This window comes from Affinirhizobium lemnae (assembly GCF_022968395.1).
GTDB classification, from domain to species: Bacteria; Pseudomonadota; Alphaproteobacteria; order Rhizobiales; family Rhizobiaceae; genus Neorhizobium; species Neorhizobium lemnae.
In genome coordinates, this window is record NZ_JALJQZ010000004.1 from 16,657 (window position 1) to 32,164 (window position 15,508).

Here is a 15,508-nt window from a genome sequence, read left to right on the forward strand (position 1 = left end):
ATGGACGTCGCAAGAAAAGCAGAAGATGACATCAGGCGTCGGCTCGTCGAACTTGGACCGTGGTTCCAGAACATTCAAGTGCAGGGGCTGCCCACCGCCCCCGATCATTTTCTGGGCGATTACCCATCCTTCAAGTGGCAGGGGTTCAAGAAGGTGGTCCCGGAGGATCTGGCAGGGCGCAGTGTTCTCGACGTTGGGTGCAATGCAGGCTTTTATTCCTTCGAGATGAAGAGGCGCAATGCCGGGCGAGTTTTGGGGATCGACGCAGATCTGCACTATCTTCGGCAGGCCCGTTTTGTCGCCGAGCAGACGGGCCTGGACGTGGAGTTTCGCCAGATGTCCGTCTACGACGTCGGAAAGCTTGGAGAAAAATTCGACCTCGTGCTTTTCATGGGAGTGCTCTACCATCTGCGCCACCCCCTGCTTGCGCTCGACCTTCTCTATGAGCATGTCGTAGCGGACCAGATGTTGTTCCAGTGTCTTCAACGCGGGGACGAGCGTCTGCCGGAGCTTCAGGAGGATTACGACTTCTCCGAGTGGTCCCTTTTTGATCGGAATGATTATCCCAAGCTGTTCTTCGTGGAGGAGCGCTACGCTTCCGATCCGACGAACTGGTTCATTCCCAACAGGGCAGCCATCGAAGCCATGCTTCGCAGTTCTGGCTTCGTGATCGAGGCCCATCCCGAACGGGAGGTCTATCTGTGTCGCCGCGCTCAGCGGCATTACGCGGCCGAAGTTCCACCCCGGATCTGCTGAACAGCCGGCAATAAGGCGTCCTGCGGTGGGTCGGAGCTGCAACCAGATGTGTCAGGAAGGGTGCCGGAGGAGGTATGCTGATGAACGGTGTGAACGCCGAAAGCCCGACGAGACCCGCTCCTGATGGCCTCACGCCCGCTCTTGCGCGCAACATAGACGCGATCATGCAGCGGCGCCGAGCAACAGCGAACACGGCTTCGCTGCAAGAACGCGCAGCGGCTGCGATCAGCCGGTTCGCAGGATCGATGATCTTCGTCTACATCCACCTTCTCCTGTACGGGATATGGATCCTGGCGAATCTAAACCTGCTGCCAGGAGTTCGCCCGTGGGATCCGTCGCTCGTCATTCTCGCTATGGAAGCTTCGGTTGAAGCCATTTTTCTTTCCACCTTTGTTCTGATCAATCAGAATCGGATGGCCGCCGAAGACGATAGGCGGGCTGATCTCGATCTACAGGTCAATTTGCTGAACGAGCACGAAACAACTCGCTTGATCGCTATGGTGGAAGCGATCGCCAGGAAGCTGGAGGTGCCGATAGAAGCTGCTGATGAGCTAAGGGAGCTGAAGAAAGACGTCGCTCCCGAAGCCGTGTTGGACCGAATTGAATCGGAAATGAATGACTAAAGCATGGTCCACGCAAAACTATGCACAGGTTTTGCGATAACGATATGCGACGAAACAGAGAGATAAAGCGTCAGGAGCGGATCTGAAAGATCGCGATACGCTTTGGCGCAGTTCTGTCCCACCGATCGCTCTCATCTGCTTTGTCGAGGCTCTTTGAACTGGGTATGGACCCCATTCATTGAACCTCTCCTCGCATATTTTCCTCATTCACCAATTCAATGACATTATCGAGCCCTCACCCTTGTAGTGGCAAGGAGCCGCAGGGTGCTGGGGAACATCAGGAGCCTGAGGCGACGCGAACATTGCCGCCGTGCCCGCCACCGCCGAAGACCTGTTTCTTGCCGAAGGACGAACGTATCTGATTGCGTGGCCCTGAAAGGCCGATTTCAGGGAAGAGAAGCTCGGAAACCCGGTAAGCCTCTTCGAGATGAGGATAGCCAGACGCGATGACGGTATCGATCCCGATGTCCTGATACTCGCGAAGGCGAGCGGCAATTGTTTTTGGAGAGCCGACGAGCGCCGTTCCGGCACCGGAACGCACAAGCCCGATACCGGCCCACAGGTTTGGCGAAACTTCCAGATTGTCGCGGCGTCCCTGATGCAGCGCCACCATGCGGGCCTGACCCACGGAATCGGAATTCTTCGAAAAAACCTCCTGTGCCGCGGCGATCGTTTCGTCCGAAAGTTTGGAGATCAGCTTGTCGGCGGCCTCCCAGGCCTCTTCATCCGTCTCGCGCACGATGAAATGCAACCGGATGCCGAAGCTGACCTGTCGGCCATGCCTTGCAGCAGCCTTGCGCACGGCGGCCACCTTTTCGGCCACCTGCGCCGGCGGCTCACCCCAGGTCAGATATTTGTCGATAATTCCGGCAGAAAAGTCGATAGCAGCCTCTGACGAGCCACCGAAATAGATTGGCGGGCGCGGTTCCTGCACGGGCGGCAGACCCAGTTCCGCGTGATGGGCTTTGATGTATTTTCCATCAAGATGCGCGCTTCCAGTTTCGATCAGCTTGTTGAACACCTGGAAGAACTCGTCTGCATGGGCATAGCGCTCGTCATGCGGCAGAAAAATGCCGTCGCCTGCAAGCTCCTGCGCGCTTCCGCCCACAACGATGTTCAGCAGCAGCCTGCCATTGGTGACGCGATCGAGCGTCGATGTCAAACGCGCATAGTAACTGGGCGATGCAACGCCGGGACGAATGGCCACCAGAAACTTGAGCTTTTCTGTATGAGCCGCCAGATCCGCCGCCAGGATGAAAGACTCTTCGCAGGCAGCGCCCGTTGGAATTAGGACGCCCGAATAACCCAGCCGATCGACGGCCTTGGCAATTTCCCGGAAGTATCCGGGGTCGGATGGACGTGCCAGATCATCGGAACCGAGATAGGCACCGTCACCAGAAGAGGGAATGAACCAGAGGAAATCGAGCGGCTTTTCACTTTTCGTCATTTGAACAGGGTCCTTGCTGATCATGAGCGCACGCGCTGGCGCTCTAATTGAATGGTGGGGTTGGCAATTGCAGCCGGGCCTGACGAGGGATGCGGATGAAGCGAGCAATCCGGCACGGTTGCCTGCAAGCGCCGAAGTTCGGCGGCAGCCTCATCGGCAACGAAAACGGCATGTTCCGTGACCTGCGGAAGTCCCATCAGTTCGCCGAACGTGCCGCGCGCCAGCGGCCCGGCTATCAGAAGCGACGGATCGGCCTTGCCGGTTGAGTCGACTGCACGGGATGTCGCATCGCAGGCTATTCCCAAACCGGTCGGGCAATTGTTCAGATGGCCTGCCGCCTGCAACGTTTGGAGGAAGGGCTGTGACGCAAGAATGCCATCATGGGCGGGGCCTGTCGTGACGATGATACGGTCGAAATGGCGGGGAGATTGCTCACGCCCTTTCGAGGCCAAAACCACATCGAAACCCTGATCCTTTGCGTCGATGGACTTCAGAAACGCTGCCGCAACCTCAAGCCGTCCCTCCTTGAGGTTTTCCTCGATGACCTGCTCCACCTGCGGGGCAATGCGAAACCGGTGCACATCCCAGAAGGGTCTTGCCAGCCTGGCAACACGCCTGCGCTCTTCCATAGGCAGTGCTTGCCATATTCCAGATCCCTGACTGCGAACTGCATCGATGACCGAATGCCAGCTGAGGCCCTGTGTCTCAGCGCTTCGCAAGGTCTGGCGAATGCGGCGCAACAATTCTGAGGCTCGTTTTGCGGGGTGGGAGAGAAAATCGCCGAAGGGCTCCTGCGCAACGGCCAGATGCCCTCGTGACCGCAGGCCGCGGCGAGAGATGGCCATGATATTTCCTCTATGCCCCTGACGGCTCAGCATAGCGATGACATCGGCAGATGTCAGGCCATTGCCCACGATGAGAATGCTTTCATCCGCGCCGACATTGGCCAGCGCCTCGCTTACCGTCGCATCGGCAATCAGGCGGGGATGTGTCGCATGGGCACGCAGCACAGACGGAAGCTGCGGGGAAGGATGTGTCGTCGCGATGACAACCAGATCGGCTGGCGTCTGGCTGCCGGTTTCGTCAACGACGAGCCAGCGGTCGCCTGAACGGGAAACGCTTCGAACGCGCGACTGCCGGTGGCTGATGGCGCCCTTTTCCAGATAAGGCGCCAGCTCAGCCTGAACATAGGCGCCGAAGACGGACCGTTGTGGATAGGCTTGCCCGCCCGGCGTTAGGATCGACGGATCCGTATGACGTACCCCGTGCGAGTCGACGAAGCGCTGGAAGCTTTCCGGATCGTCGGGATAAAGCGACATGCGAGCGGCGGGCACATTGATCCTGTGCGATGGATCTTCGGCGCTATAGGCGAGGCCTGCACCCAGTTGCGCGCGTGGCTCGAAAACGAGAATTTGGGCTCCCGTCTGGTGACGTCTGACAAGATGCAGCGCAAAGGCTGCGCCACTGAAACCTCCCCCAATGACGGCCACAACAGGAACGCCGCGATCTCGACTCATGACTTTCCTCGCATGCACGATCTGAATGTCCGCACTCACCGCAGGATCAAAGCGAAAATAGCATCAGCGTGATGAAGCCGAAGGAGGCCGCGCAGGCGGTTCCTGCCAGAATACCCGAAATACCATGTCTGACATGAGGCTTTGCCTTGACCTGCAGGGGCAGGGAAACGGAGGTGACATAGGCCATTGATACGCTCACAATCTAATTTCAGAGAACCGAGAAGGCGACGAGGCCCCAGAAGGCAACCTCTTCCTGTTCACGGCGCTGCCGCTTTTCTTCTGCGCTTTCTTCATCCGCAGCTTTCTGCGTCGCCGGGCTCTCGCGACCGGCAGCAGAGCCGCCTGGACGCCGCATGAAAGCCAGGAGGTCGAAGGAAAATCCGTCAAAAGCTTTCGGCATGGCTGATCTCCGTCTTCAATCTTGATTTTCAAAAGTGTCGCTCCGGACAACAGTTTGGTCAATATTGTCTATAAAATTACTGTTCTATAGGATGGGCAATGCTTGGAAAGTTCTGCGCCTTCCGAAGGCATCAACGCAAAACTGGTTTTTTCAGCTTTTGCGTGTCCGATGACCTCGGGTTGGTGGGCCTAATCATCCCAGGCTTTCCAACATGCGCACCTCAGCCAAGACGATGCAGGATCGGACCATTCGATTTTTCAGGTATCAGCGATAGGGCAAGCAAGTCTGACAATTCCCGGCGCAGTTCGGTAAAACCGGAATTCATACGATTGCGCGGCCTTGGCAAATCAATCCTGACGTCCTGAAAGATGCGCCCTGGAAACGGCCGCATGACAATCACGCGATCGGCCATGAAAACCGCTTCCTCGATGTCGTGCGTCACCAGCACCAGAGTGGACCCGAGGTCCTGCCACAGATCGATCAAGTGCGATTGCAGATCCTCACGCGTCATCGCGTCCAGAGCAGAAAACGGCTCATCCAGCAATAGTACGGAAGGTTTGGTGACAATCGCGCGGGCCAGGGAAACCCGCTGCGCCTGCCCGCCGGAAAGCTCTTTGGGCCAGCGATCCTCAAAACCGCCTAGGCCCAGACGCGCCAGCACCTGCGAGATGATGTCGCTACGCTCGTCAGCAGGCAGATGTTTCAGGCCGAAGCCGACATTTTGCGCCACGGTCAACCAGGGGAACAATCGCGGTTCCTGAAAGACGATGTTCACCAGCGCATCCGGCTCTTTAAGTATGCGGCCCCGCAGAGCGATGCTTCCGGTATTGGGTGTTTCCAGGCCGGACAGAAGCCGCAGCAAGGTGCTTTTGCCGCAGCCGGACCCTCCAATGACGGCAATCACCTCCCCGTTCTGGATGTCGAGGCTGAAGGCGTGCAGGGCATGGGTGCCGTTGGGATAGATTTTTGTCAGATCCTGAATGGCCAGCATTATCGTTTTCCCTGGTGAACATCCTGCCAGACAAGGAGTGGCGCGGTTGCGATCAGCAATATGCTATCAGTGAGTTTTCCGATGACGGCAAAGACGATGATGGCCGCGATGATCTGATCGGGCTTGCCCAGTTGCTGCCCATCGACGAGCAGATAGCCCAGCCCCTCGGACGCCCCCATGAATTCGGCAGCAACAACGAACATCCAGCCGAGACCAAGCCCGGACCGCAAAGCCAGCACATAGTTTGGCAGAATGGAGGGTAGAAGGATTCGCCCGACAAGTTGCAGCCGCGAGAGGCGGAATACCCGGCCAACTTCAACAATCCGCCGGTCTACGGCAAGGATAGCGCCATGAACGCCGAGATAGACCGGAAAGAAGACGCCCACGGCAATGAGCGCGATCTTCGAGGCCTCGAAGATGCCAAACCACAGGATGAACAAAGGAACCCACGCGATGGAGGGAATGGCTCTCAAGGCCTGTAAAGTTGGATCGAGGATCCGTGATATGGCCTGTGAGGACCCGGTCAGGGCACCAATGACAGTCCCCGCTACGGCACCGCCCGTAAAGCCGATCAAGACGCGCTGCAGCGTCACCCCAATATGGGCGCCAAGTTCGCCAGACACTGCCAGTTGCCGCAGCGTCTCGAAAATCCGGGATGGAGGTGGCATCAGCCGCCCTCCGATCAATCCGTGCCGTACGCCCAGTTCCCATGTCAGCAGCACCGCGAGAGGAAAGATAAGGGCAATGATCAACGGTCGCCAGGACGACAGGCGCAAGGGTAGCGCTCTGCGTACAGGCGCGATCGCTTCATTGCGTTTGGGGACAACGGCTTCCAGGAGCGCCATGGTCTATCAGGGCCTTATTGACCGACGCGGGCCGACAGATAGGACGCGTCTATCAACTGGCTCACAGTGCCAGCCACGTCCACCTCCGGTTTCAGTACCCCGGCCTTCTGCAGCGCCACGCCAGCCGCCTCAATCGTGCTGGCCTGTTCCTTGCCAATGGCGGAATTGGTCAGGTCTGTCCGCTCCAACTGACGGGCGATGACCTCATCCGGCAGCTTGGTGGCTGCAACCAGTTCGGATTTGAGCTTGGCCGGGTTCTTCTGCGCTTCGGCGCGGGCCTGTTCATAGGCTTTCAGAACCCGCTTCACCACGTCCGGATGCTGACGGGCAAATTCCTCGCGCACGTTCAGCACACCCCAGGTGTTGTTGGCTGCATTGCGATGAAAAAGAACATCGCCATCCTCGATTTCTGCCGATGCCATGATCGGATCCAGTCCCGCCCAGGCGGCGACATCCCCACGCTTCAGCGCCAGACGGCCATCGGCATGCTGCAACAGAACGAGAGAAACATCCTTTTCCGTCAGACCGGCATCAGCCAATGCCCGAACCAGAAAGATATGCGGGTCGGTGCCGCGGGTTACGGCAATGGATTTTCCCTTCAGGTCCGCCACCTTGGAGATGCCGGTATCCTTCCGGGTCACAAGCGCTGTCCATTCCGGCTTGGAATAGACATAGATCGACTTGATCGGATTGCCGTTGATGCGGCCGATAAGTGCGGCGGCACCCGCCGTCGAGCCGAAATCCAGTGAGCCTGCGCTCAGGAACTCAAGCGCCTTGTTGGAACCGGCTGACTGAACCCATGTCACCTTGATGCCGTCTTTCTCAAGTTCCTTTTCCAGAATCCTGTCGTTCTTGAGAATAAGACTCACGGGGTTATAGGTCGCCCAGTCAATGCGAAGCTCGGACAATTGATCGGCGTGGGCGCTGAGATGGCTAGCGGCAACAACAGCAATGGCGGTGGCCAGGCGTAAAATCGACTTCATAATTCAAACCCTCCAAAGGTGGAGGAATTATTTCTATAAAAAATATGCTTTATCGAGCGTAACTGTTCCAAACTTTGATGCTTGCCAGCATTTCCATACCCGTTCGCTCTGACATTGAAGATCGAAAATGCCCATAGGATGTGGTGCCACGCCGCCGAGGTAATACATCGCAGTCTGGCAAAGGCACGATTTTCCCTCGCTTTCCGCAGTTCTGGTGGCCTTGCTAGACGACGACTGAAGGACACTTATATTCTACAAATGCAGTAGAATTTAGAGGGTCGTTTCTTCCGCGCAGATTGCAATCGAAATTATCATTACACCCTGTCAAGTTCAGAGGACGTGTCATGACAAAGACGCTTATTCTCCCGGGATTGAACGGATCAGGTGCCACCCATTGGCAACGCCTTTGGGCGGAGGATTGTCCCGGCTGTGATGTCGTGGAACAAAGCGACTGGCAATGCCCGAACCTGAATGTGTGGCGATCGACCCTCGAACGCAGGCTGGCGGAAACGGATGACGCCGTGTTTCTGGTTGCCCATAGTCTGGGCTGTTGGCTTGCAGCGGACATGGCCGCCTCGCCGCAGGCAGGCAAGATCAAGTCCGCCTTCCTGGTCGCTCCCTGTGATCTGGAGGTTGTCGAAAAGCTTCACCCTTGCGCCGTTCAATTTCCACCGAAGCCGCTCGCGCGACTGCCATTTCCCAGTCTCGTGGTGGGGAGTGAAAACGATCACTACATGACGCCATCCCGCCTGCTGGATCATGCCGAGATCTGGGGAAGCGATGTCGCTTTGCTGGGTCATGTCGGTCATATCAACGTGGACAGCGGCTTTGGTCGCTGGCGTAACGGCTATCAACTGTTCAGGGACTTCAATAGCCGGCTGGCAGATCAATCATCCGACCAAAGCCCGCGACAAGGCTCGCGCAAAATCGACCTTCTGGACAAGGTCATCAATTCCGGCCTCTCCGCCCTTCCCTATTGAAGAAGCCCTCCTGCACTTGGTGCAGCAGGGCTACAGATCGCGATTCCAGTGGTTTCGCATTGCCCGACCTAATCCCTTTGACAATAAACTTGTAGAGGCCGGGAAAGTTCAGGCAGCGAGCGGCTGCGCCATGTTCAGGTGCTGGCGGATTGCCGCGCGCACTTCGCCTGCATCCGTGTACAGGCCATTATCTAGATCGATGACATGGAACTTTACGGCAATGAAGCGGAGCTTGCCGCTATGGGGAACTGCAATCCCTACCGGGATACCGTCATATTCTATCACTTGCTTTTGCATGGTCGTCTCGCTGGTCCGCCGGGTCAATCTGAAAGTCTGTAGATGCCACATCCGGGCATCGCACTCGTTGTCCCAACTCAAAACAACATGCACGAGAGGCCAGCGATACTTTGGCTGCCTGCGTCAACTGGAGCGCTGTCCTTACCATCATAAACCTCTCTTTCGCTGCTGGAATTAGTATAGTTATTTTATGGACTAAAGCCAGCCTCCATCAACCGGGATTGGTAAAAAAATCTGTTCCGATTACCTTATTATGTGATTTCAGAAAATTCATTCTCCAGATACTCCTACAGCGGAAGAACCTTCTCAAATCCTCCGCTTCGGCGCAATATCGAAAATCCAGGCATCTTCTATCCCCGGCGGGCCAGGCCTTCATCAGCAAATGCGCAGGCAGCGAGCTGATCATCCCTCCACCACAGATCTTCGACTGTCGGCTGCAAAGGCGGGTAGAAAATTTTCCGCCAACGCAGAAATTCGCAAAATTTATAATCCGTAGACTTTGTAGACTACTCTATCATGAGTCCATGACCTGCCTGGTGGATCATCGGGCAATAGGAAAAACGCGTGAAGGAGAGGCATGAGCAAGGCCAAGCATTCGGAAACACTGGCGCTCCACGCTGGCTGGCGGGCAGATCCAGCAACGGGTGCTGTGCAGCCGCCCATTTACCAGACGACCTCTTTCCAGTTTCGCGATACGGACCATGCCTCCTAGCTCTTTGCGCTGGAAGAGTTGCCGCAGAATAACCCCACTCATCAAAGGTATATTTCAGGAGACTGACATGATTTCGATTTCCAGACGGATGCTGGCAATGCTGGCGCTTGCCGGTGGCCTCAGCGCCGCCCTGTCCGCCACATCCAGCTTTGCCGCGGATGTTACCATCAACATCGGTTATCAGCCGATCGTTGAACCTTCGCGCGTGCCGCAGGCCGACGGCACCTATGAAGCCGCCACGAAGGCCAAGATCAACTGGAAGAAGTTCGATGGCGGCGCCGATGTCATCGCGGCCATTGCTTCCGGTTCGCTCGACATCGGCTATGTGGGCTCTTCGCCTCTGGCCGCCGCAGCCAGCCGTGAACTGCCCATCGAAACCATTGCGCTGGTCGGCCTGATTGGCGAGGCGGAGGCTCTGGCTGCCCGCAACATCTCCAAGCCGCAGGATCTCGTCGGCAAAAAGATCGCAACGCCTTTCGTCTCCACCGGTCACTATAGCCTTTTGACTGCCCTGAAGCATTGGAATATCGATCCGAAATCAGTGCAGATCCTCAATCTGCGCCCGCCGGAAATCGCCGCCGCCTGGGCGCGTGGCGATATCGATGCGGCCTATGTTTGGGATCCGGTTCTGGCGGAAATCAAGAAGTCCGGCACCGTTCTTGCAACCTCGGAAGATGTTGCAAAATGGGGTGGCCCGACCTTTGACGCCTGGATCGTCAGCAAGGATTTTGCCACCAAGCATCCAGATCTGGTGGCGGCCTTTGTCAAGGTTACGGGCAACGCAACCGCAGCCTACCGCGCCAACCCGGATGCCTGGAACGCCAGCTCTCCGCAAGCCGAGAAGATCGCACGCTTGACTGGCGCCAAGCAGGAAGAGGTTCCAGCTCTCTTGAAGGGCTACATATTCCCAACTCTGGAAGAGCAGGCAGGTACTGAGCTTCTCGGTGGTGGCACCGCCAAAGCAGTGGCGCAAACCTCCGAATTCCTGAAAGAACAGGGCAAGATCCCTGCAGCGCTATCGGATTACAGCCCCTATGTGTCCAACCGCTGGGTCAAGGACGCCGCCAAGCTCTCCTTTTGAGATCAACGCGGATGATAAAATTGGCGGGCGTGCCGAGAGGCTGCCCGCCGAGACTGTTTGTCCCACCTCCTGACACCATTTCCGTCACGCCGCCAAGCGGCAATAAGGTCACAAGATCATGACAAGTTCTCTCGAGTTCCGGAATGTCGGTCTCATCTATCCGGGCCGGGACCGGTCAGAACCCTCCGTGCCGGTGCTGGATCGCGTCAACCTTTCGGTCTCGAGCGGAGAATTTGTTGTCATCATCGGTCGCTCCGGTTCCGGCAAGACCAGCCTTTTGAACATTGCCGCCGGTTTTCAGCGGCCCACTTCGGGGCAATTGCTGGTGGATGGTGCCCCCATTCAAGGACCCGGCGTGGATCGCGCCGTCGTGTTTCAGGATGATGCGCTGTACCCCTGGCTGACGGCCGCTGAAAACATCGCATTCCCGCTAAAGCTTGCGGGCGTTCCAAAAGCACAACGCGAGACGCAGGTGACGGACCTGCTTCGGGACGTGGGTCTTGAGGGACAAGGCCAGCGCCGCATCTGGGAACTTTCGGGCGGCATGCGCCAACGTGTCGGCATTGCCCGCGCTCTGGCATCGAAGCCCCGCTTCCTGTTGCTGGATGAGCCGCTCGGGGCACTGGATGCCCTGACACGCACGAGGTTGCAACTCTTCCTGCTGCAGATCTGGCAGGCGAGCCGGTCCGGTGCCCTGCTCATCACTCACAGCATCGAAGAAGCTCTGCTTCTGGCAACTCGCATCGTGGTGCTGGCTCCTAATCCGGGCCGCATTGCGCAGGTGGTGAATGTCGGTTTCGGCCACGAGATCTTGGCTGGTGCCTCAGCGCAAAAGATCCGGCAGACCGCTTCCTTCCGCCAGACCTATGACGATTTGACAGACCTTATTGAAGGCGACGATACCGAAGGACTGGCCGCATGACATTGATCACCGATGCGAAAGACGATCCGGTAGCAATCGGGATCGATCATGCCTCTTCCGGCGCTCGTTCGGCCACGCCCAGTGTTCGGGCCAAACGCCGGGCGGTTCCCACCCTCGTCATTTCGCTCATGACCGGGCTTGTGTTGCTGGCACTCTGGTGGGGTGCCAGTTCAGCGCGGCTGGTGTCGCCGGTCTTCCTCCCCTCCCCGGCAGCCGTCGCCGCGTCCTTCTGGTCGCTGCTCACGGTCGGCTTTGTGGATTCGACTTTGCTGCAGCATGTCGGCGCCAGCCTTGGCCGCGTGCTGGCTGCCCTTCTTGTGTCGATCGCCATAGGTCTGCCCGTTGGCATCCTCATTTCCACTAGCCGGGTTGCGCGCGGCATTCTGGACCCGCTCGTGGAGTTTCTGCGCCCTCTTCCGCCCTTGGCCTATCTGCCGCTCATCATCATCTGGGCCGGGATCGGTGAGGCATCGAAAGTCACGGTCATTGCGCTGTCGATGCTGCCGCCTATCATTTTATCCACCAGTGCCGGCGTGCGGGCGGTGCCACAGGATTTCATCAATGCCGCACGCTCCTTCGGAGCCAGCAGAAGCCAGATCCTGCTTAGCGTAATCGCACCTGCCAGCACCCCGTCCATTCTTACCGGCATTCGTATTGCGCTTGGCACCGGGTGGTCCACGCTGGTTGCGGCGGAATTGATCGCCGCCAGCCGGGGTCTCGGTTTCATGATCCAGTCGGGCGCCCAGTTTCTGGTGACCGATGTGGTGATCGTCGGCATTTTCGTCATTGCGCTCATCGCCTTCGGGCTTGAATGGCTGGCGCGTGCTGCCGAGCGCCGCTTCGTGCCATGGATCGCACGACACGAGGGAAAGTGATTGCTCTGCGAGTGGAATGCGCTTAGTCGGTCAGTGAAATTATTCTACAAAATACGTAGATTTTTATGCCCGAAAATCGCTTCTGGTTGAATAACACGTTCGCGTTGCGTTGCAAAAAGAAAAGCTCCTGCTTCGAATCCTGACCCTGTTTCTGTGATCTTGTTTGCATCGAAGGCCGCAAGGGCAGTTCGACGATTGGTCATTAGGGACAAGAATATGAAAAAGACTTTTGGAAACACACTTTCATTGACCCGGCGTGCAGGTCTTGCTGCCCTGCTTCTGGGCGCTGCCGTCGCTGGTCTGGCGGCTCCCGCCGCCCAAGCTGCCGATAAAGTGGTGAAGGTCGGTATCGTTAGTGGCGAAGATGAGGATGTCTGGCGTGCGGTTACGGCCGAGGCGGCCAAGAAGGGTTTGACGATCAAGACCGTCATTTTCAATGACTACACGCAACCGAACGAGGCGCTGGCGCGTGGCGAAATCGATGCCAATGCATTCCAGCACAAACCCTATCTGGATAACCAGATAAAGCAGCACGGCTACAAGATCGTTCCGGTCGGCTATACGGGTGTGTGGCCCATCGGCCTGTATTCCAAGAAGCACAAGTCTGTTGCCGACCTGCCGAAGGGCGCACAGATCGGCGTTCCAAACGATCCGTCCAACGAAGGTCGTGCACTTCGCGTTCTGCAGAACGAAGGCCTGATCAAGCTCAAGGACGGCACAGGCATTCTGGCAACCATCGTGGATATTGCCGAGAACCCGAAGGGCTTGAAGATCAAGGAACTCGATGCCGGTGTCGTGGGCCGCGCGATCGACGACCTCGATGCGGCTGTGGTCAACACGGACTGGGCCTTGAAGGCCGGTCTGAGCCCAGCTGAGCGCATTGCACAGGAACCGATCAAGGACAATCCTTACCGCAACTTCATTGCCGTCGCCCAAGGCAAAGAAAAAGAGGAGTGGGTCAAGACGCTTGTTGCCTCCTATCAGAACGATGCCGTAAGGGCCGTTTTCGAAAAGGTTTACAAGGGCACTGGCCTCATCGCCTACTGAGATCAGATCACCGAATAACCCATGGTTGCGGCGGGTCATACCCGCCGCTTTCCGTCATTCCAGGAGATGATGGCAATGAACAGCCATTCTTTTGTCGATCCGCGCCAGACAACACCCCTCCTTGCAGATGAGGTCGTGCGCCTGACTGATGTACACCGCCGTTTTCGCGAGACCGTCGCGCTGGACGGCATCTCACTGTCCGTACGCAAGGGTGAAATCATCGGGATCATCGGTCGCAGCGGTGCGGGTAAGTCCACGCTGATCCGCTGCCTCAACGGCCTGGAAAGGCCCGATAGCGGTGAGATCGCCATTGAAGGCACGCGGATCGATCGGTTGACCGAAAGCCAGTTGCAGCCTCTGCGACGGCGTATCGGCATGATTTTTCAGCACTTCAATCTGTTGTCGGCCAAAACGGTGGAGGCAAATGTAGCGCTTCCTCTGAAAATCGAAGGCCTTGCGAAAGCCGAGCGACTGGCTAGAGCACGCGAGATGCTGGATCTGGTCGGCCTGTCCGATAAGGCAGCCGCCTATCCTGCGCAGCTATCCGGCGGGCAGAAGCAGCGTGTCGGCATAGCACGCGCCCTTGCGGCACGCCCCGCTCTGCTGCTGTCCGACGAAGCCACATCGGCACTTGATCCGGAAACGACGCGCTCCATCCTGTCTTTGCTGAAGGAAATCAACCATAAACTCGGACTGACGATCATTCTCATCACGCATGAAATGGATGTGGTCCGCTCCATTGCCGATCGTGTGGCCGTCATTGACGCGGGTCGGATTGTGGAAACGGGTCCGGTGCAATCCATCTTCGCCAATCCAGAAGCGCCGATTACCCGAAGGCTGCTGGAGGGCAGCCGACCACGGTTGCCGGAACATCTCGTTGACCGGTTGCGCAGTGACGCGTCAAGGCTGGTGCTGGGCGTGGATGTCAGCGGTGATTATGCCCAAAGGCAGCTGTTTACCGATCTGGTGGATGCTTTCCGACAAGGCGCAAATCTTGTTCAAGGCGGAGTTGAACATATACAGGATCGGCCGATGGCTCGTATTTTCCTGACCCTGCCCGCGCAGGATGCCTCGCTTGTCGAACAGGTCAAATTCCGTCTGGCAGCAGCCAATGCACGCGTGGAGGTTCTGAATCATGTCTGATGTCATGATCGAGCTGTTGATCAGCGCCACCTGGGAAACCCTGTTGATGACCTTTGCCGCCGGGTTCATTTCGCTTCTTGCGGGCCTGCCGCTGGGACTGGCACTGGTCCTGACCGGCAAAAGTGGCCTTTGCGAAAATCTCTGGGCAAATCGCATTCTGGGCTCTGTCATCAACGCATTCCGTTCGGTGCCCTTCATTATCCTGCTGGTTGCACTCATCCCTTTGACGCGGTTCATTGTCGGCACGGCGCTCGGCACCTGGGCGGCCATCGTGCCGCTGGCGATTGCGGCAACGCCCTATTATGCGCGTATCGCGGAAGTCTCCCTGCGAGAAGTGGATAGAGGCCTCATCGAGGCCGTGCGCGCCATGGGTGGCAATCGCTGGACAATCATCAGGGAAGTTCTGATCCCTGAATCTCTGCCGGGTATCGTTGCCGGCTTTACTGTCACACTGGTAACTCTGGTCGGGGCTTCCGCCATGGCAGGTGCCATTGGTGCGGGCGGTCTGGGCGACCTCGCCATCCGCTATGGCTATCAACGCTTCGAAACGGGCGTGATGATCGCCGTCGTCATCGTGCTGATCATCATGGTCTGCGCTATCCAGTGGATCGGTGATCGCGCCGTCGAACGTCTGGATCGCAGACAGTCCACCGTCTGAACTGCAGGCATACGGACTTGGCAGGGACCAATACCAAATAACGATGATATGAACCGGTTGAGTGGGGACTGGAGACCTTCATCCGACATGGGACGCATATCGCAGAGTGATGCTCGCGCATCGGTTGAGGATTGCGACAAAGTCGGTGAAGGAAATCCGGCCCATTCGAAGAACCGGGCGCTGAATCCGGGTCAGTAAACATGAGGCTCAAGGACAGACCGAGCTCATCTC

17 protein-coding genes and 1 pseudogene are annotated in these 15,508 nt (G+C 57.5%); 10 read left to right on the top strand and 8 right to left on the bottom strand.

Annotated features, from left to right (window positions below; translation table 11 throughout):
- Together MUU53_RS03760 and MUU53_RS03765 are read left to right on the top strand one after the other, a co-directional pair.
- Nucleotides 1-756, top strand: a complete 756-nt coding sequence (locus tag MUU53_RS03760; RefSeq protein WP_247259679.1) for a TIGR04290 family methyltransferase — start codon at nt 1-3, stop codon at nt 754-756.
- Nucleotides 757-830: 74 nt separating this feature from the next.
- The gene (locus tag MUU53_RS03765; RefSeq protein ID WP_247259680.1) at nt 831-1,379 is read left to right on the top strand and encodes a DUF1003 domain-containing protein; all 549 of its coding nucleotides are present in this window, start codon (nt 831-833) and stop codon (nt 1,377-1,379) included.
- 277 nt (nt 1,380-1,656) lie between these two features.
- Here the strand turns inward: MUU53_RS03765 and ssuD are convergent, their stop codons facing one another.
- The 7 genes from ssuD to MUU53_RS03800 all read right to left on the bottom strand — a co-directional run bounded on the left by ssuD (nt 1,657) and on the right by MUU53_RS03800 (nt 7,562).
- The gene (gene ssuD, locus MUU53_RS03770; RefSeq protein WP_247259681.1) at nt 1,657-2,826 is read right to left on the bottom strand and encodes an FMNH2-dependent alkanesulfonate monooxygenase; all 1,170 of its coding nucleotides are present in this window, start codon (nt 2,824-2,826) and stop codon (nt 1,657-1,659) included.
- 20 nt (nt 2,827-2,846) lie between these two features.
- Nucleotides 2,847-4,343, bottom strand: coding sequence for an FAD/NAD(P)-binding protein (locus MUU53_RS03775; RefSeq protein WP_247259682.1), 1,497 nt, complete (start codon nt 4,341-4,343; stop codon nt 2,847-2,849).
- A 46-nt stretch (nt 4,344-4,389) separates the two neighbouring features.
- A complete protein-coding gene (locus tag MUU53_RS03780) occupies nt 4,390-4,530 on the bottom strand; it encodes a hypothetical protein (RefSeq protein WP_247259683.1) in 141 nt (46 codons plus the stop codon).
- A 21-nt stretch (nt 4,531-4,551) separates the two neighbouring features.
- Entirely contained in the window at nt 4,552-4,743 is a 192-nt protein-coding gene (locus MUU53_RS03785; RefSeq protein ID WP_247259684.1) for a hypothetical protein, read from the bottom strand.
- A gap of 220 nt (nt 4,744-4,963) precedes the next feature.
- Complete coding sequence (locus tag MUU53_RS03790; RefSeq protein WP_247259685.1) at nt 4,964-5,734, bottom strand: ABC transporter ATP-binding protein; 771 nt, start codon at nt 5,732-5,734, stop codon at nt 4,964-4,966.
- Nucleotides 5,734-6,579: an ABC transporter permease gene (locus tag MUU53_RS03795; RefSeq protein WP_247259686.1), complete on the bottom strand. Its 846-nt coding sequence runs from the start codon at nt 6,577-6,579 to the stop codon at nt 5,734-5,736. The genes MUU53_RS03790 and MUU53_RS03795 overlap by 1 nt, the downstream gene beginning before the upstream one ends.
- Before the next feature lie 14 nt (nt 6,580-6,593).
- On the bottom strand, nt 6,594-7,562 hold the full coding sequence (locus MUU53_RS03800; protein ID WP_247259687.1) for an aliphatic sulfonate ABC transporter substrate-binding protein: 969 nt from the start codon (nt 7,560-7,562) through the stop codon (nt 6,594-6,596).
- A 344-nt stretch (nt 7,563-7,906) separates the two neighbouring features.
- Here MUU53_RS03800 and MUU53_RS03805 point away from each other — a divergent pair, with 344 nt between their 5' ends.
- Nucleotides 7,907-8,542, top strand: a complete 636-nt coding sequence (locus tag MUU53_RS03805; protein ID WP_247259688.1) for an RBBP9/YdeN family alpha/beta hydrolase — start codon at nt 7,907-7,909, stop codon at nt 8,540-8,542.
- A 108-nt stretch (nt 8,543-8,650) separates the two neighbouring features.
- Here MUU53_RS03805 and MUU53_RS03810 read toward each other — a convergent pair whose 3' ends face one another.
- A complete protein-coding gene (locus tag MUU53_RS03810) occupies nt 8,651-8,839 on the bottom strand; it encodes a hypothetical protein (protein WP_247259689.1) in 189 nt (62 codons plus the stop codon).
- 577 nt (nt 8,840-9,416) lie between these two features.
- Between MUU53_RS03810 and MUU53_RS03815 the strand changes: the two are divergent.
- The 7 genes and pseudogenes from MUU53_RS03815 to MUU53_RS03845 form a co-directional block, all read left to right on the top strand.
- Nucleotides 9,417-9,548, top strand: a pseudogene (locus MUU53_RS03815) (bifunctional O-acetylhomoserine aminocarboxypropyltransferase/cysteine synthase); the annotation flags it as partial.
- A 70-nt stretch (nt 9,549-9,618) separates the two neighbouring features.
- The gene (gene tauA, locus MUU53_RS03820; protein ID WP_247259690.1) at nt 9,619-10,632 is read left to right on the top strand and encodes a taurine ABC transporter substrate-binding protein; all 1,014 of its coding nucleotides are present in this window, start codon (nt 9,619-9,621) and stop codon (nt 10,630-10,632) included.
- A 118-nt stretch (nt 10,633-10,750) separates the two neighbouring features.
- A complete protein-coding gene (locus tag MUU53_RS03825) occupies nt 10,751-11,554 on the top strand; it encodes a taurine ABC transporter ATP-binding protein (RefSeq protein WP_247259691.1) in 804 nt (267 codons plus the stop codon).
- The gene (locus MUU53_RS03830; RefSeq protein ID WP_247259692.1) at nt 11,551-12,429 is read left to right on the top strand and encodes an ABC transporter permease subunit; all 879 of its coding nucleotides are present in this window, start codon (nt 11,551-11,553) and stop codon (nt 12,427-12,429) included. Before MUU53_RS03825 ends, MUU53_RS03830 begins: the two co-directional genes overlap by 4 nt.
- 216 nt (nt 12,430-12,645) lie before the next feature.
- Complete coding sequence (locus MUU53_RS03835; protein ID WP_247259693.1) at nt 12,646-13,476, top strand: MetQ/NlpA family lipoprotein; 831 nt, start codon at nt 12,646-12,648, stop codon at nt 13,474-13,476.
- Between the two features lie 75 nt (nt 13,477-13,551).
- Nucleotides 13,552-14,619 (top strand): methionine ABC transporter ATP-binding protein, encoded by a 1,068-nt coding sequence (locus MUU53_RS03840; protein WP_247259694.1) that lies wholly within the window; start codon nt 13,552-13,554, stop codon nt 14,617-14,619.
- Nucleotides 14,612-15,277 carry a methionine ABC transporter permease gene (locus tag MUU53_RS03845; protein WP_247259695.1) on the top strand — a complete coding sequence of 222 codons (666 nt, stop codon included), beginning with the start codon at nt 14,612-14,614 and terminating at the stop codon, nt 15,275-15,277. The genes MUU53_RS03840 and MUU53_RS03845 overlap by 8 nt, the downstream gene beginning before the upstream one ends.
- Nucleotides 15,278-15,508: the final 231 nt, after the last annotated feature.